This is a genomic window from Mammaliicoccus sp. Dog046, from assembly GCF_034039665.1.
GTDB lineage: Bacteria > Bacillota > Bacilli > Staphylococcales > Staphylococcaceae > Mammaliicoccus.
The window spans coordinates 265,953-284,873 of record NZ_CP120131.1 but is presented as its reverse complement, the minus strand read 5'-3'; the positions used below and the strand labels follow the sequence as shown (position 1 = coordinate 284,873).

The 18,921-nt window shown below is 34.5% G+C and carries 17 protein-coding genes; 7 read left to right on the top strand and 10 right to left on the bottom strand.

Annotated features, from left to right (window positions below; translation table 11 throughout):
* The first annotated feature begins 2 nt into the window (after window positions 1–2).
* Together chbG and P3U32_RS01320 are read left to right on the top strand one after the other, a co-directional pair.
* On the top strand, window positions 3–734 hold the full coding sequence (gene chbG / locus P3U32_RS01325) for a chitin disaccharide deacetylase (RefSeq protein ID WP_323703806.1): 732 nt from the start codon (window positions 3–5) through the stop codon (window positions 732–734).
* Between the two features lie 21 nt (window positions 735–755).
* Complete coding sequence (locus P3U32_RS01320; RefSeq protein ID WP_323703805.1) at window positions 756–2,159, top strand: PTS transporter subunit EIIC; 1,404 nt, start codon at window positions 756–758, stop codon at window positions 2,157–2,159.
* A 67-nt stretch (window positions 2,160–2,226) separates the two neighbouring features.
* On the opposite strand, the gene P3U32_RS01315 is transcribed toward P3U32_RS01320, so the two are convergent.
* Window positions 2,227–2,556, bottom strand: a complete 330-nt coding sequence (locus tag P3U32_RS01315) for a DUF4889 domain-containing protein (RefSeq protein ID WP_323703804.1) — start codon at window positions 2,554–2,556, stop codon at window positions 2,227–2,229.
* Between the two features lie 164 nt (window positions 2,557–2,720).
* On the opposite strand from P3U32_RS01315, the gene P3U32_RS01310 reads away from it, so the two are divergent.
* The 4 genes from P3U32_RS01310 to P3U32_RS01295 all read left to right on the top strand — a co-directional run bounded on the left by P3U32_RS01310 (window position 2,721) and on the right by P3U32_RS01295 (window position 7,786).
* Window positions 2,721–3,614: a fructose bisphosphate aldolase gene (locus P3U32_RS01310; RefSeq protein ID WP_323703803.1), complete on the top strand. Its 894-nt coding sequence runs from the start codon at window positions 2,721–2,723 to the stop codon at window positions 3,612–3,614.
* A 343-nt stretch (window positions 3,615–3,957) separates the two neighbouring features.
* Window positions 3,958–5,241, top strand: a complete 1,284-nt coding sequence (locus tag P3U32_RS01305; RefSeq protein ID WP_323703802.1) for an MFS transporter — start codon at window positions 3,958–3,960, stop codon at window positions 5,239–5,241.
* A 22-nt stretch (window positions 5,242–5,263) separates the two neighbouring features.
* Window positions 5,264–6,691, top strand: a complete 1,428-nt coding sequence (locus P3U32_RS01300) for a glycoside hydrolase family 32 protein (RefSeq protein WP_323703801.1) — start codon at window positions 5,264–5,266, stop codon at window positions 6,689–6,691.
* A gap of 117 nt (window positions 6,692–6,808) precedes the next feature.
* Window positions 6,809–7,786 carry a LacI family DNA-binding transcriptional regulator gene (locus tag P3U32_RS01295; protein WP_323703800.1) on the top strand — a complete coding sequence of 326 codons (978 nt, stop codon included), beginning with the start codon at window positions 6,809–6,811 and terminating at the stop codon, window positions 7,784–7,786.
* Window positions 7,787–7,948: 162 nt separating this feature from the next.
* Here the strand turns inward: P3U32_RS01295 and betA are convergent, their stop codons facing one another.
* Window positions 7,949–9,631 (bottom strand): choline dehydrogenase, encoded by a 1,683-nt coding sequence (gene betA, locus P3U32_RS01290; protein WP_323703799.1) that lies wholly within the window; start codon window positions 9,629–9,631, stop codon window positions 7,949–7,951.
* A 33-nt stretch (window positions 9,632–9,664) separates the two neighbouring features.
* Window positions 9,665–11,155 carry a betaine-aldehyde dehydrogenase gene (gene betB / locus P3U32_RS01285; RefSeq protein WP_323703798.1) on the bottom strand — a complete coding sequence of 497 codons (1,491 nt, stop codon included), beginning with the start codon at window positions 11,153–11,155 and terminating at the stop codon, window positions 9,665–9,667.
* A 210-nt stretch (window positions 11,156–11,365) separates the two neighbouring features.
* Between betB and cudC the strand changes: the two genes are divergently transcribed.
* Window positions 11,366–11,923, top strand: coding sequence for a choline uptake/conversion transcriptional regulator CudC (cudC, locus tag P3U32_RS01280; RefSeq protein ID WP_323703797.1), 558 nt, complete (start codon window positions 11,366–11,368; stop codon window positions 11,921–11,923).
* A 352-nt stretch (window positions 11,924–12,275) separates the two neighbouring features.
* Here cudC and cysC read toward each other — a convergent pair whose 3' ends face one another.
* From cysC to cysI, 7 genes are read right to left on the bottom strand one after another with little or no spacing between them, the layout of a single operon-like run.
* Window positions 12,276–12,875: an adenylyl-sulfate kinase gene (cysC, locus tag P3U32_RS01275; protein WP_323703796.1), complete on the bottom strand. Its 600-nt coding sequence runs from the start codon at window positions 12,873–12,875 to the stop codon at window positions 12,276–12,278.
* Window positions 12,876–12,894: 19 nt separating this feature from the next.
* A complete protein-coding gene (gene sat / locus P3U32_RS01270) occupies window positions 12,895–14,073 on the bottom strand; it encodes a sulfate adenylyltransferase (protein ID WP_323703795.1) in 1,179 nt (392 codons plus the stop codon).
* 14 nt (window positions 14,074–14,087) lie between these two features.
* Entirely contained in the window at window positions 14,088–14,996 is a 909-nt protein-coding gene (locus tag P3U32_RS01265; RefSeq protein WP_323703794.1) for a sulfite exporter TauE/SafE family protein, read from the bottom strand.
* A gap of 16 nt (window positions 14,997–15,012) precedes the next feature.
* A complete protein-coding gene (locus tag P3U32_RS01260; RefSeq protein ID WP_323703793.1) occupies window positions 15,013–15,633 on the bottom strand; it encodes an NAD(P)-binding protein in 621 nt (206 codons plus the stop codon).
* 30 nt (window positions 15,634–15,663) lie between these two features.
* On the bottom strand, window positions 15,664–16,398 hold the full coding sequence (locus P3U32_RS01255; RefSeq protein WP_323703792.1) for a sirohydrochlorin chelatase: 735 nt from the start codon (window positions 16,396–16,398) through the stop codon (window positions 15,664–15,666).
* Window positions 16,399–16,414: 16 nt separating this feature from the next.
* The gene (gene cobA / locus P3U32_RS01250; RefSeq protein WP_323703791.1) at window positions 16,415–17,185 is read right to left on the bottom strand and encodes a uroporphyrinogen-III C-methyltransferase; all 771 of its coding nucleotides are present in this window, start codon (window positions 17,183–17,185) and stop codon (window positions 16,415–16,417) included.
* A gap of 22 nt (window positions 17,186–17,207) precedes the next feature.
* Window positions 17,208–18,908, bottom strand: a complete 1,701-nt coding sequence (gene cysI / locus P3U32_RS01245) for an assimilatory sulfite reductase (NADPH) hemoprotein subunit (RefSeq protein ID WP_323703790.1) — start codon at window positions 18,906–18,908, stop codon at window positions 17,208–17,210.
* Window positions 18,909–18,921: the final 13 nt, after the last annotated feature.

Genomic DNA, 18,921 nt, shown 5'->3' with positions numbered 1-18,921 from the left:
CTATGAAAGTGATCATAAATGCAGATGATTTCGGGTATTCAAATGGCGTGAATTACGGAATAATCGATGCTTACAAAAATGGAATACTTACCTCTACAACTTGTTTAACAAACATGCCCGGATTCACACATGCTATTCATTTAGCTAAAGAAAATCCAGGATTAGGTATTGGTATTCACCTTACTTTAACTTGTGGAAAACCATTAAGTAAGAATTCATATAGCCTAGCTGATAGCGACGGTAATTTTAGAAGTCTATCACATTATGATGGGAAGTTTTACATCGATGTTGATGAACTATATTTTGAATGGAAAGCACAAATCGAAAAATTTTTATCAACTCAGTTAATACCTACTCACTTAGATAGTCATCATCATGTTAATAACTTAGAGATGGTTAAGCCCGTATTTTTAAAATTAGCATCCGAATATCAATTGCCTATTAGAAACAATTTAGGTGATAAAAATGATTATCCTGAATATAAGATGGTCGATTATTTTGAGTATCATCCTGAAAACATATTAAATTCTATAGAAAATATCAAAGAGAAATATAAAGCTTATGAAGCAATAGAAATAATGTGTCATCCAGCATATATAGATAAATTTTTAAGAGATCATTCATCTTTTGTTATGCCAAGAATTGAAGAATTAGCTTTTCTAACAAGTGATCATGCAATAAAAACATTTACTACCGCAAATGGGATATCTTTAATCAATTATTCTGAATTGTAATGTCAAAGGGGGACATTTGTTATGATGAGATTCTTACAAAAGCTTGGTAAATCCATGCTGATTCCAATTGTTGCATTACCTGCCGCTGGGATACTTTTTAGACTGAGTTCTGAAGATTTATTGAATTGGAAACTATTCCAAGCATCTGGAGCAATTTTTAATAATATCGATATTCTTATAGCAATCGGGATAGCAATGGGATTATCAAAAACTAAAGATCGAGGTATACCTGCTCTAACAGGATTTATTGCCATTTCCATACTTAAAGAAGGATTGAAGATACTTGATTCTGATTTAAATATGAGTGTATTTGGTGGTCTTATATCCGGTTTATTAGCTGCCTGGGTTTACAATAAGTTCAAAGATACTGAATTACCGAAAGTATTTTCATTCTTTTCTGGTGAGAACTTCCCTATCACTATAATTATCATCGTCATGATACCAGTAACGGGTTTAAGTTTTCTAATTTGGCCATTTGCTCAATCCACTATTGACTGGTTAGCTCAATCGCTTGTGACATTAGGCGGCTTAGGTGTATTTATCAATGGATTCTTAAATAGATTCCTACTTCCATTCGGATTACATCATGTTTTAAACACTTACATTTACTTTGGTTTAGGTGATTATAAAACATCAGGAGGAGAAGTCGTGCATGGTGAAGTCACGAGATTCTTAAATGGTGATCCTACTGCTGGTTATTTCTTAAGTGGCTACTTTGTCTCTATCATGTTTGGTATACCTGCAATTGCTTTAGCTATTTCAAAAGCTGCAAAATTCAACAAACAAAATACTAAAGCACTAATGGGCTCTGGTAGTTTCACAGCAATCGTCGCTGGTATCACCGAACCTATTGAATTTACATTCCTATTCACTTCACCATTTTTATACTTTATACATTCTGTATACACAGGTTTAGCAGGAATGGTATTGTATTACCTACACGTTCGGGAAGGTTTTTCTTGGGGAGGAAGCATCATTGATTATATATTAAACCTGAGTTTATCAGATAAAGGTTGGATGATTATACCTGTAGGAATAGGATTTTTCATACTATACTATGTTACGTTTTATTTCTACATCACTAAAAGGCATGTGCCGATTATTGGTCAAATTGAAGAAACTTCTTTTGATGAAGAAAGAGAAGAAGATGAGAAGGACCTCACTTTATCACACAATCAATATCAATATATGTCTAAAAAAATATTAGAAAATATAGGTACGAAAGATAATGTCATTGAATATGAAAATTGTATGACTAGGTTAAGATTAGAACTCCAAGATACTTCATTAATCAATAAAGACAAAATTATACAAACAGGTGCGCATGGTGTTGTGATCATAGACAAGCACAATGCCCAAATCGTTATCGGTCCAGAAGTTACAAAAGTATATAAAGAATTCGACAAATTAATAGAAGACGCTTAACACACTTTAAATACTCCCACTAAAAAAACAGCAATTCGCCTCTTCTGCGAATTGCTGTTTTTAATTGCTACATTTCCATCTCATGTATTTTCATCATTAAACCATGTGGTATATCATCATGTTTAACGACTGTTTTTTTATAGAATGTTTTACCATCGTCATTTGAAATCAATTTCACGAAGTCACCTTTTTTAGGTTTGAAATCTTGTGTTGATTCAAGTTTTACGTTCTCAGTAATTTCTTGATTCTTTTCGCTAATTACTTTCTCTGCAGTTGTACTACTCTTCATATATCCATAGTAAGTACTTTTTTGCGTAGAAAATAATAAAAGTGCTGCTACCGCTAGCGTAACAACAACTAAGCTACCTATAAGTAATATTGCTGATTTTTTATTCATTGTAAAGCCTCCTTACGGTATATCATAATCCCTATCAACTATATTTGGAACAATCATATAACATTCTCCTTAAATTCGACATAATTCATTTGAAGTGGTAACGCTTGATATCAGATTTAAAAATCATCATACTAAAAGTGAAAATACCTAAAGGAGTGAATAAAATGAACCAAGAACAATTTGAAAAAGTAAAAAATGGTAAAGGATTTATAGCTGCACTTGATCAAAGTGGTGGTAGTACACCAAAAGCACTGAAAGATTACGGCATTGATGAAAGTCAATACAGCAATGAAGACGAAATGTTTACACTTGTGCATGAAATGAGAACGCGCATTGTCACGTCACCTGCTTTTACTTCTGAGAAGATTTTAGGTGCCATTTTATTTGAACAAACAATGGATCGTGAAGTAGAAGGCAAATATACTTCTGAATATTTAGCCGACAAAGGCGTTGTACCATTTTTAAAAGTAGACAAAGGACTTGCTGAAGAAAAAAATGGTGTTCAGTTGATGAAAGTGATTCCTGGATTAGATGAACTATTACAACGTGCAAAATCTCGTGGCGTATTCGGTACTAAAATGCGTTCAAATATTTTAGAAGCGAATAAAGATGCGATTGCTGAAGTCGTACAACAACAATTTGAAATTGGTAAACAAATCATAGAAGCAGGCCTTGTACCAATTATCGAACCTGAAGTTAATATCAATTCTAACGACAAAGCTGAAATTGAAGATATTTTAAAAGAAGAAATCGCTAAAGAATTAGATAAATTAGAAGACAATCAATTTGTAATGTTAAAACTAACAATACCAACTAATCCTAATCAATATGAAACATTGAGCGAGCATCCAAATGTCGTTCGTGTAGTCGCATTGTCTGGTGGATACTCAAGAGAGAAAGCAAATGAACTATTAAAAGAAAATAATAGTCTTATCGCCAGCTTCTCACGCGCATTAGTAACTGACCTATTCGCTGATCAATCAGCAGAAACATTTGATAGTCACTTACAAGATGCAGTAGATTCCATATACGATGCATCAGTAAATAAAAATATATAAATTTTAATCCCCCATACCTTCTTGTAATAAGGAAGGTATGGGGGATTTGTTTTGGTCTGAGGGATATCGTGCGATTGACACCTAATCGCACGATATCTTGACACTAACCCCAAAGTTTTCGTGCGTTTGATACCGAATCGCACGATATCTCGACACTTACCCTAAAGTCTTCGTGCGATTTGACCTGAATCGCACGATATCTCTCATTTTTACTACCGTAATCTTTACCACAATTGCTAAAGAATTTAAATTTTTAGTATGTTAACCGGTTGACATATCATTTAAACAAAGCTAAACTTCTTTATAAGAAAGCCCTTACATATATTAAAAGGAGGTTTTAAAATTGAATTTTAGCAATTATATACAACCGTTTAAAAACAAATCTTATTTGCAATCTTCGTTTACATTACTACTCTTTTTCGCATCATGGTCTATATGGTGGTCCTTTTTCCAAATTTGGTTAACATCTGACAAAAATGGACTTGGTCTATCTGGAAGTGAAGTTGGTACGATTTATTCTGCAAATTCTTTAACTACTTTAATATTGATGTTTATTTATGGCATACTTCAAGACAGACTTGTTATTAAAAGGACGTTGTTAATATTTTGTGCAACGATGTCTACTCTTGTTGCCCCATTCTTTATTTGGATATATGCACCATTAATACAAAGTAATTTTTCATTAGGCATTGTATTAGGTTCTTTATTTCTTTCAGCTGCTTTTCTTTCAGCTGCTGGTATTTACGAAGCTGTGTCTGAAAGATTTAGTAGATATTTCGATTTTAAATATGGACAAGCGCGTGCTTGGGGATCCTTTGGTTATGCAATCTTCGCTTTAATTGCTGGATTTTTATTTGTTAAAAATCCAGATTATAATTTTTGGTTAGGTTCGTTATTAGGATTATTCTTATTATTAAACCTTATATTTTGGAAACCTGAATCGGAAAATAAAGCTAAGCGTGAAATTATAAATGATGATACAGACGCTTCTATTCCAAGTTTTAAAGAGATGTTATCTTTACTCAAATTACCGCATTTATGGGTAATCACACTCTTTATTATGTTTAGTTGGTCTTTCTATACTATTTACGATCAACAAATGTTCCCGGACTTCTATACTAAATTATTTGATACACCTGAAGCTGGACAACAAATGTATGGGACTTTAAATTCTGTACAAGTATTTTTTGAAGCGTTAATGATGGGTGTAATACCAATGATAATGCTAAGATTTGGAGTGCGTAATACTTTATTATTAGGTGTTACAGTAATGGTAGTCAGAATTGGTTTAAGTGGTTTACTTAATGATCCGGTTACAGTTTCAATTATTAAAATGATGCATGCCATTGAAGTACCACTGTTTATGCTACCTATGTTTAGATATATCACTTTACACTTTAATCCTAAACTATCAGCAACGTTATATATGATTGCTTTTCAAATAGCAGCACAAATTGGCCAAGTGATATTATCCACACCTCTTGGCACTTTACGAGATCAAATTGGATATAGTCAGACATTTTTAATCATTTCTGGAATTGCACTCATTGCAGGTATTTTCGCTATATTTGCATTTAAGAAAGACGATGAGGACGTCAATGGCGACCCATTTGTACGACAAACTTAATTAAAAAAGGAGCAAATTTATTATGACAAATAAACCGATACAAATTACGAATGACCGATATAGACTTGGCTTTCACGTTAGTGCTGAGTCTGGATGGATTAATGACCCAAATGGATTTTGCTATTTTAATGGCTACTATCACATTTTTTATCAACACTATCCATATAGCCCAGAATGGGGTCCTATGCATTGGGGACATGCAAGAAGTAAAGATTTAGTACATTGGGAGAACTTACCTATTGCATTGACACCTGGTTCTAAAGAAGACAAAGATGGCTGTTTCTCAGGCAGTGCGATTGTAAAAGATGATACATTATACTTATTCTACACTGGGCATCATTACTATGGTGACGGCGATCCTGATCATTTTTGGCAAAATCAAAATATGGCTTATAGTACGGATGGTGTGAATTTTACTAAGTATGAAAATAATCCAGTGATTGCTTCAGAACCTGAAGACAATACACACCACTTCAGAGATCCAAAGGTTTGGGAAGATAACGGTAATTATTACATGATTCTTGGTAGCCAAGGAAAAGATGGACTAGGTAGAGTCATACTATATCAATCTTCAGATTTAAAAGACTGGACGTACATTGGTGATATCGCAAAATCTACAAACATAGAAAAAGAAGGATTTATGTGGGAATGTCCGGACTTATTTACACTAAACAATAAAGATATTTTAATGTGTTCTCCACAAGGGATTAAACAAGATGAAAAAAAATATTTAAATTTATTCCAAACGGGTTATTTCCTGGGACATTTAAACTCAGACAAAACAGCATTTACACGTGATCAGTTTATTGAATTAGATCATGGACATGACTTTTATGCTGCACAAACAACATTAACGCCTGATGGCAGAAGAATACTCATTGGTTGGATGGCAATGTGGGAAAGTCCTATGCCTGAAAAAGAGGACGGCTGGGCTGGTGCGCTAACCCTACCAAGAGAACTTGAACTGAAAGATAATCATTTATATATGAAACCAGTAGAAGAATTAAAAGCTCTTAGAACACATACTTTACAGTCTGAAAATCTAGTCTTGGAGTCACCTAAATTGTTATCAGATCAGTTATCTCATTTAGAAATAAACGTAACGCATCACGTAGCATCTATAGAAAACCTTACTACTTCATTTGAGATAAAAGACAATTCAAATCAACTCATTTTATCTTTAAAGTATAATGCCGAAATAAATGAATTCGAATTATATCGTGCTGATAAAAACGACTCAAGATATGCAACCATTGCACCTCATGAAGAGTTGAATTTACGAATCTTTGTAGATAAAAGTTCTGTAGAAATATTCATTAATGACGGTGAAGTTGTATTCACAGAACGATATTACACAGAAGATACTCCAAATATTTGGATGGATGCTTCTCATTCTATTGAAACAACATATACTGTACATCAACTGAATGAAATAGCCGTTCAATTTTAATGGTATAAATCAGGAGCGGGACTACGAAATCTTTTTATATTAATTAGATTTCTGTCCCGCTCCCTTTTTTTGATATAATAGGAGGTAACTTAAATACTGTATTGAGAGGAATTTAAAATGAAGCCTAAATTAGATGATGTTGCCAAATTAGCTAACGTTTCAAAGACTACTGTTTCTAGAGTATTAAATAAACGTGGTTACTTAAGTCAAGAAACTATCGATAAAGTGAATGATGCTATGGAAAAATTAAATTATCAACCAAATACAGTTGCAAGACAACTTTTCAATAAAAAAACACAACTTATAGGACTCATATTCCCTACAGTAACGAATCCTTTTTTCGGAGAATTAGTCGAAGAATTAGAAAAAAGATTATATTCACAAGGATATAAAGTCATCATTGGTAATTCTATGAATGACCCTGATAAAGAAAAAAATTATTTAGATCAATTACTTTCAAATCAAGTAGACGGACTGATAGTAGGAACACATAACAGTGATATTCATCAGTATAAAAATGAAAATCTTCCTATAGTTGCAATCGACAGAATAATGAATCAAGATATTCCCATTATTGAATCTGATAATTATCAAGGTGGTCAACTTGCAACTCAACGACTGATTGATAAAGGCGCTAAAAACATTATCCATACAGCTGGACCTAAAAGTCTTAACACACCTGCTCAAAGACGTCGAAAAGCATACGAAGATACAATGGTCGCAAACAATTTACAACCTATTTGTTATACTGTTGATTTCAATATTCCATATAAAGATAAAATCGAAATCTTCAATCGCATGTTTGAAGAACAACCAAATATGGAGGGTATCTTCGCATCAAATGATTTAGATGCTGCTCTTATTATGCAAATAGCTAAAAAATTCAATAAACGCATCCCTGAAGATATACAGCTGATTGGATATGATGGTACACAAATTATGAGAAACATATTGCCTGAATTAACTACTGTTGTTCAACCAATCGAAGAAATTGCGATTAAAGCAATTGAAGTTTTAAATGAAAGATTAGAAAATAATAAAACTTTAGATGAGTACATACTCCCGGTATACATATGGGAAGGAAGTACTTGTTAAATTTCTCCCCCATACCTTCTTCTAATGAAGAAATAAGGTATGGGTTTTGTTTGATATGAAAGATATCGTGCGTTTGATACCTAATCGCACGATATCTCAGCTCAACACCACAACAAAAAAAGAAGCCAAATTTATGGCTTCTTTTTTCTATATGAATACGTCTTATTTAATTACACCAGCGTCTTTAGGATGTACGCCGTGTTGATAATAATCGATTTCTTCTGGTTCTAATGGTTTCTTACCTCTAATAATGTCTGCTGCTTTTTCTGCTAACATTAATACAGGTGCGTGGATGTTACCATTTGTTGTACGTGGCATTGCTGATGCATCAACTACTCTTAAGTTTTCCATACCGTGTACTTTCATTGTTAACGGGTCTACTACAGCCATTGGATCAGATGCTGGTCCCATTTTCGCACTACATGATGGGTGTAATGCTGTTTCTGCGTCTCTCTTAACCCAATCTAAAATTTCTTCATCTGTTTGAACAGATGGTCCTGGTGAAATTTCTCCGTCATTAAATGGTTTTAATGCTGGTTGTGATAAGATATTTCTTGCTGTTCTAATTGCTTCTACCCATTCTTGTTCATCTTCTTTTGTTGATAAATAGTTGAAGACGAATTTTGGTTTTTCAAATGGATCTTTAGATTTAATCTTCAAGCTACCTCTAGAGTTAGAGTACATTGGTCCAATATGAACTTGGAAACCATGTTTTGTATCTGCTTTTTGACCATCATAACGAACTGCAAGTGGCAAGAAGTGGAACATCAAGTTTGGATATTTCACTTGATCATTTGATCTTACGAAACCGCCACCTTCAAAGTGGTTACTTGCTGCTGGACCTTTACGTCCAAATATCCATTGTAATCCAATGAATGGCATTTTGAATTTATTTAAGCTTGGTTGTTCTGAAACTGGTTTAGAAGAAGCGTGTTGAACATATACTTCTAAATGGTCTTCAAAGTTTTCACCTACACCTGGTAAATGAACTCTTGTTTCAATACCTAGTGAATTCAAGTGTTCTGAATCACCAATACCTGATAATTGTAATAGTTGAGGTGTATTGAACGCACCACCTGATAAGATAACTTCGCCAGCACCAATTGTATGTGTTTTACCATTTTTCTTAAATGTTACACCAGTTGCTCTTCTACCTTCGTAATTAATTTCTGTAACAAATGCACGTGTTTGTACTGTTAAGTTTTTACGTTTCATTGCTGGTCTTAAATAAGCGATAGATGCTGAAACTCTTCTACCGTTATGGATTTGGCTATCAAAAGGTCCAAACCCTTCTTGTCTAAATCCGTTGACATCAGGTGTCTTGTTATAACCCGCTTCAACACCAGCATTAAAGAATGCTTGGAACAATGGATTTGTAGCTGGACCTCTTCTTAATTTGATTGGGCCATTATGTCCACGATATTGGTCAGATTTATCTGAACCAAATGCTTTTTCTAAACGTTTGAAGTATGGTAAGCAGTTAGCAAACTTCCATGTTTCCATACCTTCAGGTTCGCCCCAACCTTCATAGTCCATTGGGTTACCTCTTTGGAAGATCATTCCGTTGATTGAACTTGAACCGCCTAAAACTTTACCTCTTGTATGAAATACTTTTCTGCCGTCCATATGAGGTTCGCCTTCAGTTTCGTATTTCCAATCGTAGAAACGATTACCTGATGGATACATTAATGCTGCTGGCATTTGAATTAACAAATCCCAAGGGTAGTCACTTCTACCTGCTTCTAATACTAATACTGATTTATCTTTATCTTCACTTAATCTATTACCTAATACTGAACCGGCACTTCCGCCACCGATAATTATATAATCATAAGATTTTTTCATCTTGATAGCCTCCTACATGTTCTATATCTTTATTTATTTGCTGAACCAATTCACAGGTTCTGGGTTAATGTTTGTATATATATGTTTTGAAATCACATATTCTTCTAGGCCTTCTTTACCTAACTCTCTACCGATACCAGATTGTTTGTAACCGCCCCATGGTGCTTGTGCAAAGTATGGGTGGAAGTCATTAATCCAGACAGTCCCCATCTTCAATTCATTCGCTACTCGATTTGCTTTTGCAACATCTTTCGTAAATACACCACCAGCTAATCCATATATTGAATCGTTAGCTAATTGAATTGCTTCACTTTCATCCGCAAATCCTTCAATTGTAACAACTGGTCCAAATACTTCTTCTTGTACAATTCTCATTGATGTATCACAGTCAGTAATTACTGTTGGTTCGAAGAAGAATCCATCTTTCAAGTCTGCTCTTTCAGGTTTCTTACCACCAGCAGCTATTGTTGCACCTTCATTTTTAGCAACGTCGATGTAATTCGCAACTTTCGCAAGATGTTCTTTAGAGATAACTGGTCCCATCTCTGTTTCTTGATCGAATCCATTACCTAATTTAATTTTATTCACACGATCAATCAATGCTGATTCGAATTGTGCTTTAATATCGTTGTGTACGATGATACGAGAACCTGCTGAGCAAACTTGACCTGCGTGGAAGTAACCACCATTTAAAGCTTGGTCCACTGCTAATTCTATATCTGCATCATCAAAGATAATGTTTGGATTTTTACCGCCTAATTCAAGTGCGATATTCGTAACGTTATCCGCAGCACGTTTCATAATATGTTTACCTGTTTGAATACCGCCAGTGAATGACACAAGATCAACTTCAGGATGAGATGATAATACGTCTCCAACTTCAGCACCTTTACCAAGCACTAAGTTGATAACACCTTGTGGAAAACCAATTTCCTCCATCAATTCAAAAATACGAATTGTTGTTAACGGTGTAATTTCACTTGGTTTCATTACCAATGAACAACCTGTTACTAATGCTGGCGCAATTTTCCATGACGCTTGTAGTAAAGGATAATTCCATGGCGTGATTTGAGTTACAACGCCGACAGGTTCTTTTACTATTTTACTTTCTGAGTTAGGGATTGGTGATTCAACAACTTCTCCACCATCATTTCCACCTAATCCAGCAAAATACATAAATACATTATGAATATCATCCATGTCTGCATATGATTCTTCTAATGTTTTACCTGTATCTAACGTTTCAAGTTTAGCAAGTTCTTCTTTATGCGTTAAAATTGCATCCGCAATCGCTCTTACTTTATTACATCTATTCTCGCTTGTTTCTTTTGACCATTCGCCAGATTCAAAAGATTGTCTCGCAGCAAGTACTGCTTTCTCTGCATCTTCTTTTGTTCCTTCTGAAACAGTAAAGACAACTTCTTGGTTATATGGATTAATGATGTCTCGTGTTTCTCCGTTTGAAGCTTCAACCCACTCACCATTTATATATTGACGACTTGATAAACCATCTAAATATTCCATTAAAAATTACCTCCGTTAACTTTGTTAAATTTTTATTTAACGAACTTTACAGATGTAATGTTAGCATACCCTATTAAAGTCGTCAAATTTCCTCGGACTTTAAATTTTTCTATATACATCAAGCTATTTCGAATAGACAAGTAGTGCAAAAGTAACTACAATGTAAAAGAATTCATGATACAATTAAAGTAATTATTGGAGGTGTACGTAGTGGGACGTTCAGATAACTACAAGAAAAATTTAGACCAAGCTAAAGACATCGTGATCAATGGAATTGGTGAAACGATGGATTTATATGGTATTAACCGAAGCGTTGGAAACCTATATGGCACAATGGTGTTTGAAGGTAGTATGACACTTGATGAAATGCGTGAACAACTACAAATGAGTAAGCCAAGTATGAGCGCAGGTGTTAAGAAGCTACAAGAGTTTGATATCGTCAAACAACAATTTACAAGAGGAAGTAGAAAGCAACATTTCATCGCAGAGAAAGACTTTTTCATATTCTTTAATAACTTTTTCTCTAGAAAATGGGATAGAGAAATTTCAATAAACATGGATTCCGTGAAAGATGCAGAAGTCTTACTCCAAAAAATAATATCTGCCGAAGACGTTGACGAAGATATTAAAGAAGAAGCAACAAACATATATACGCAATTAGAAGAATCTAAAGTGTATTATCAATGGTTAGCAAACATAAGCAATGCAATTAAAACTGGTGAAATATATAAATACTTCCCTATACCAGAAGCAAAAGAACAATTATAAACGTAGCAATAACATGATGAGGCGAGGACAATGAAGTCCTCGCCTTTTTTGTAGATTATTTTTAGAGTTAGGTGATGTAGTTGGTCCATGTCGTGAGTTAACTCTCCCATTAAACCACACAAAAAAACTGCCACCTAAATCACATCAGACTTAGGTGGCAGTTCTATATTATTATGCATATTGAAGCTGGGACATAATATAATGTCTCAGCATCTTTTAGTATCTTGGCAGTAGATGACTGAGTTAAAAATGCGCTTGTATCAAGCTTTTTTTACTCTAGTCACCCTTGCCGGGGCGGGACTACGAAATCTTTTTTATATAAATTAGAATTCTGTCCCGCTCCCACTGATTTTTATAAATATTTATTTTCTTTAAGGTATGCAACGATTTTATTAACGGATTGTTCTACAGATTCATGCTCTGTATCTATAACTATTTCAGGATTCGATGGTTCTTCATATGGTGCATTGATTCCTGTAAATTCTTTGATTTCTCCGCTTCTTGCTTTTTTATACAAGCCTTTTGGATCTCTTGATTCACATTCGTCTAAACTACATTTCGTAAATACTTCGATAAATTCGCCTTCTTCAAGGATATTTCTAACAATATTTCTATCTTCTTCATATGGAGATATAAATGCTGTCATCGTAACAACGCCAGCATCTACCATTAGTTTACCTACTTCTCCTATACGACGAATATTCTCTTTACGATCTTCAGGACTAAATCCTAGATTATTATTTAATCCGTGACGAATGTTATCTCCATCTAAACGATAAGATGTTATTTTTTGATTGAAAAGTGCTTTTTCCAATTCTACTGAGATAGTTGATTTTCCCGAACCTGATAAACCAGTAAACCATATGACAACACTTTTATGTCCATTTCTTTCTTGTCGTTGTGCTTTTGTTACTTCAGAATCATGCCACGTAATATTTGTTGATGCGCTCATTTTTCCACTCCTAGAGAAATTAGTTTTGTTTCAATCCTTTAATCAATACATCTGCTACTTCTGGTCTAGAGAATTCTTTAGGCAATTGTTCACCGTTACGTAGTTTTTCTCTTACTTTCGTACCACTTAAATGTACGTGATTTGTTTTATCATGCGGACATGTCTTCGCTGTTGTCATGTTATCGCAAATTGTACAGAAGAATGCATGCTCAAATTTAAAGATTTGAATATCGATTTCGTCTTCGTATTGTGCGATTAATTCTTGTGCATCATAAGTACCATAATAGTCGCCTACTCCTGCGTGGTCACGACCGACAATGAAGTGTGTACAGCCATAATTTTTACGAACTAATGCATGTAAAATCGCTTCACGAGGACCTGCATAACGCATTGCTGCTGGATAAATAACTAATCTCGTTCTTTCTTCTGGATAATAATGTTTTAAGATAACTTGATAACTTTCCATTCTAATTTCTGCTGAAATATCATCCGATTTCGTTTCACCTACAAGTGGATTTAATAGTAATCCATCTACAGATTCTAAGGCGATTTTTTGGATATATTCATGCGCACGGTGAACTGGGTTTCTTGTTTGGAACCCTACAACTGTCTTCCAACCTAATTCTTTAAATAATGCTCTTGTTTCTGTAGGATCTAAGTGAAAATCACTGAATTCATCATGCTTCGGACGATCAACTAATTGGATAGGACCAGCAAGATATACATTACCTTTGTCATATACATTCTTAACGCCTGGGTGATTGATGTCTGTTGTACCATATACGTTTTGTGCTTCTTTTTCTTTGTCATATGTGTACTTCTCTTCAAGCTCTAATACACCATATAAATGTTTGTCTTCACCATATAGAGCAATTTTTGAACCAACTTCCAATTGATTTGCTTCTTCTTCTGATACTGGTAATGTAATTGGAATACTCCATACAAGGCCACTTTCAAGACGTAATTCTTCTACAACACTTGTATAATCTTTCTCACCTAAAAATCCTGTTAATGGACTAAATCCACCTATCGCGATTAATTCTAAATCTGATAAACTCCAAGGATTTAAAGTTAGTTGTTGAAATGATTTTGCTTCTTCGATTAATTGTTCTCTTTCTTCACCTGTTACTTGGCGATTAATCAATTCTCCACCATGTGGTTTAATCGTTTCTTTCGTCTTTTGAGTTGTTGTTGCCATCATGTTCACTCCTATTAATTAATTTGATCAACTTCGTTAGATTTTTGACTTTGAATATTGAACGGAAATTTATTGTGTTGACATAACGTAAATAGTACGAGTCCTAACCAAAGGACAATAATGCCAATCTTAGCAATATTGATTGTTGAATCATTACTTAAGAATGTTCCAAGCAATACACTACTATTTGTAAATATAATCAACCCACCTACTAATACTGCAAGTACATAGACAGGTAAAGTCTTTACAAGCCATGCTGAGAATGGTGCTGCTACAACACCACCGAATGCTAGTGCAACGACAAGTAAAATATTAATTTGACTCCATCCTAAGAAAATAATAAATCCTAGAGAAGTGGATATCGTTACAAAAAATTCACTCGCTGAAACTGTACCAATAACATATCTTGGTTCAATTTTATTTCTTGATAAGAGTAACGGTGTATTGACTGGTCCCCAGCCACCGCCACCAATTGCATCTAAGAAACCAGCTATAGCACCTTGAGGAACTAGTAAGAAAGCAGATAATTTACCATTATCTAATTTGTTATTTTGTTGTTTCTTAAATACAAACTGATAAATAATATAAAATCCCATACTTAGTAGAAAAATTGCTATAAAAGGTTTTATAAAATCACTATGCAAATTACTTAACACACCTGCACCTATAAATCCTGTAATTGCACCGGGAAGCGCAAGTTTTAAAATAATTGATTTATCTACATTTTTAAATTTCAAATGTGATATACCAGAAGCTGCTGTCGTTGCTACTTCAGAAAAATGAATTGTTGCTGATGCGATTGCTGGAGCAATACCAAATGTTAATAACAGTGAGGAGGAAGTTGCGCCAAATCCCATACCGAGGGACCCATCTATTAATTGGGCTAAGAAACCCACAATCGCAAATATTGTTAACTTTCGCATAAACTACTCTCCTCTCTTACTCCTTTTTTGGTTGCTGTTCCAACCATTCTATTAATTCATTTTGTTCATGTGTATCGAAGTATTGTTTTTTTAAAATCGTTGATAATAGTGCTTGTTTCTCTGATTCTTCTATATCTATTTTTTTGATTTTCATCCGGCATGAATAAAGAAAATCAACATAGTCGCCGTAATTTCCGGGATATTGTTCGTTTAAATCCTTCAATATTGAGCGAACCAATTTCGGACTTGCACCATGGGATGACACACTGATTTGTAACTTTCCCCGTGTTAATATCCCGGGAAATACAACGTTGCCTTCTTCTGCACCATCTACCATATTAATAAGCGCATTGTCAGGTGTTGCTTCTTTAATGGCTTTGTTTACTGCTACTTGATTCGTTGCCGAAACAATCAAATCTGCATGTTCTAAGTCACGTGCTTCAAATATTTTTTCACGCCATTTAATCTTGTTCTCTTGGAACAATTGATGTAAATGTTCCGTGATCTCAGGACTAATAATTTCAATCGTTCCGCCACTACTTATCAAGGCATTGACTCTTCTTTCTGCAATTTTGCCACCACCGATGACTTTAATTTGCTTTCCAGTTAAATCAATCATTAAAGGAACAAATGCCAATACAATCACCCTTTAAATTCATTTTTAAAATTAATCAGTTGTCATCGTTTCTAATACTCGATCTTTCAAAGCTTCTTGTATCGAAAGATGATGACCTAAGTGTCCACAAACAATAATTTCGCTGTTACTATTGTATGTTTGTGCAGTTTTTTCGATATGTCTTTCTAGCACACCCGTAAACCATAAATATGGTGCTATAAATATTTGAGAATGCTCAGCTTGTAAAGCTTGTTGTAATGCATCTTCAAATGATGGCTCACACGCGGCTAAATAACACACATCTACATCATTAAAGCTTGTCGTTTCATATAACGTCTCACCAATTGATGAGATGTCTCTTTTAGTTTGGGCATGGTAACTCCCACGTCCTACTACAAGTAGTTTCGCATCGGAGTTAATATCAACTTGGGTTTCTTGAATACGTTCTTTAAGAATGGCAGTTAATCTTGATTGGACGCCTAACGGTTCTCCATAAGTGAATGTTATATTTGGATATTGTGTTTTTATTTTGTCGATTTCATTTGGTATATCTTTAAAGTAATGACCAGCACTTAACAATAAAACAGGGATAATAGAAATTTCGGTAGCACCTTTTTCAATAAGCGCCCTCATGCCTTGCTGAATATTCGGTTCTGCTAATTCAAGAAAACAAATTTCTTGTAAAGAAATATCGATTTTCTTTTTTACAGATTCTATAAAAGCGACGGCCTCGTCAGTTGCTTCTTTAATTCTGCTACCGTGGCTTACGTATAAGACGCCTTTCATTATTATTCCTCCAATGTTAATAAATCAGTTGTGGTTCAAGTTCTTCACTAGCAACTTCTTCAAACCAACTCATTCTATCTCTCAGTTTCACTACTTCACCAATGACAATCATTGCGGGATTCTTAATATGCTTTGCCTTTGTGACGATATCATCAAGTGTACCTGTGACTGTCACTTGTTGATTCGATGTTCCACAATGAATTAAAGCAACAGGTGTTTCAGACTTTCTACCATGTTTCACTAATAATCTTTGAATTTCCGGTAGTTTCTTCACACCCATATAAATACAAAGTGTCTCTGGCCCTAAAGCAAGATGTTTCCAATATTCATCTTCATCTACTGAATCTTTCATCACACCTGTAATAAAAGCAACAGAAGAACTGTAGTCTCTATGAGTCACTGGAATACCTGCATATGCTGGTGCAGCTACACCAGCAGTAATACCAGGTACGACTTCATAAGGTATATCATAATTCTTCAATGTTTCCGCTTCTTCACCACCACGACCAAAAATAAATGGATCTCCACCTTTAAGTCGTGTTACGGTATGTCCTTCTAAAGATAACTTCACAAGTAATGCATTAATTTCATCTTGCGTTAACGAGTGTTTATCTGGGCTTTTACCACAGAAAATCATTTTCGTATCTTCAGTCGCATATTCCAGTAAAGCTTTATTAACGAGTCGATCGTATAATATAACATTTGATTGTTTAATTGCTTTTATACCTTTAACAGTAATTAAGTCTGGATCACCAGGTCCAGCGCCAACTAAGAATACCTTGCCCATGCTTACACCCCATTTTTTCTATTTAACTATGAAAGTCTTGTCCTGAGTGCACTTCTTTAATAATGCCTTTACGTATAACAAAGTCTCCAAAGTGTTCTCCATCATTTTTCTCTTTACCGTATTGAATAAGAATTGGTTTTAAGCTTTCTAAAATTTCATCTTCACCAATATTTTCTTTAAACAGTTTGTTTAAACGGTCACCTGTAAATCCGCCACCAAGATACATATTGTATTTACCTGGTGCTTTTCCGATAAATGCAATCTCTGCTAATGCTGGTCTTGCACAACCGTTTGGACAGCCAGTCATACGAATTGTAATTTCTTCTTCGTTGAGTCCAGCTTCGTCTAACAAGCCTTCAATTTTATCAATTAATGTTGGTAAATAACGTTCTGATTCAGCCATTGCTAAACCACATGTTGGGAATGCTACACATGCCATTGAATTTCTTCTTAAGCCAGTGTATTGTTCACCATCCGTTAATCCATATGCATCGATAATTTTTTGAATTGCTTTTTTATTAGATTTTGAAACATTAGCGATGATTAAGTTTTGGTTTGGTGTTAAACGAAAATCACCTTTATGAATGCCAGCAATTTCTCGTAATGCTGTTTTTAATTTATAGTCTTCTGTATCTTTGACACGTCCGTTTTGAACGAATAAAGTAAAGTGCCATTTGCCACTTCCTTCAGTCCAACCGTAACGATCACCATTATGTTTAAATTCGAATGGCTTAGGTTCTTCTACTTCCCAACCTAAACGATTATTCAATTCTTCACGAATCCAATCTAAACCTAATCGATCAACAGTATATTTAAATCGTGCATTTGCTCTATTTTCTCTGTTACCGTGATCACGTTGAATTGTTAATATTTTTTCACAAACATCAACAGCTTCTTCTTTAGGGAAATAGCCAAGTAATTTACCTACTTGAGGATATGTTGCTGTATTACCGTGCTTCATACCCATACCGCCACCTACAGTGACATTGAAACCGACTAATTGATCATCTTCAATGATTGCGATTAAACCAATATCTTGTGAATATACATCGATATCATTTGAAGGTGGTACAGCGATACCAATTTTGAATTTTCTAGGTAAATACGTCTTACCATACATTGGTTCTACTTCTTCTTTAGTATCAATGATTTTCTCATCATCTAACCATATTTCATGATAAGCACCAGTTTGTGGAGATAAGTGATCACTTATTTCTGTAGCTAATTGATCTACCTCTTGATGCACACCTGATTGATATGGGTTTGGGTTACACATAACGTTTCTGTTTACGTCACCACACGCTGCTAATGAATCCATCACTGCTTGATGAATACTTTGCATTGAGCTTTTTAAATTTCTTTTTAAAATGCCGTGGAATTGGAATGCTTGTCTTGTTGTTAATTTAATAGTGTTATTTGCATACTGTGATGAAATATCATCCATAGCAATCCATTGATCAGCTGTTGCTGTTCCACCTGGTACTCTGACACGAATCATAAAGCTGTACGCTGGTTCTAGCTTTTGTTTACGACGTTCGTCACGAATATCTCTATCGTCTTGCATATAACTACCGTGGAATTTAAGCAGTTTCGTATCATCTTCAGCTATAGCGCCAGTGATTTCATCTGCTAATCCTTCTTGAATTGTTCCTCTTAAATAATTACTTCTATTCTTAATGTGTTCCATCTCATCTAATTTGTCGGATAAATTTTGAGTGCTCACAATAATGCCCCCT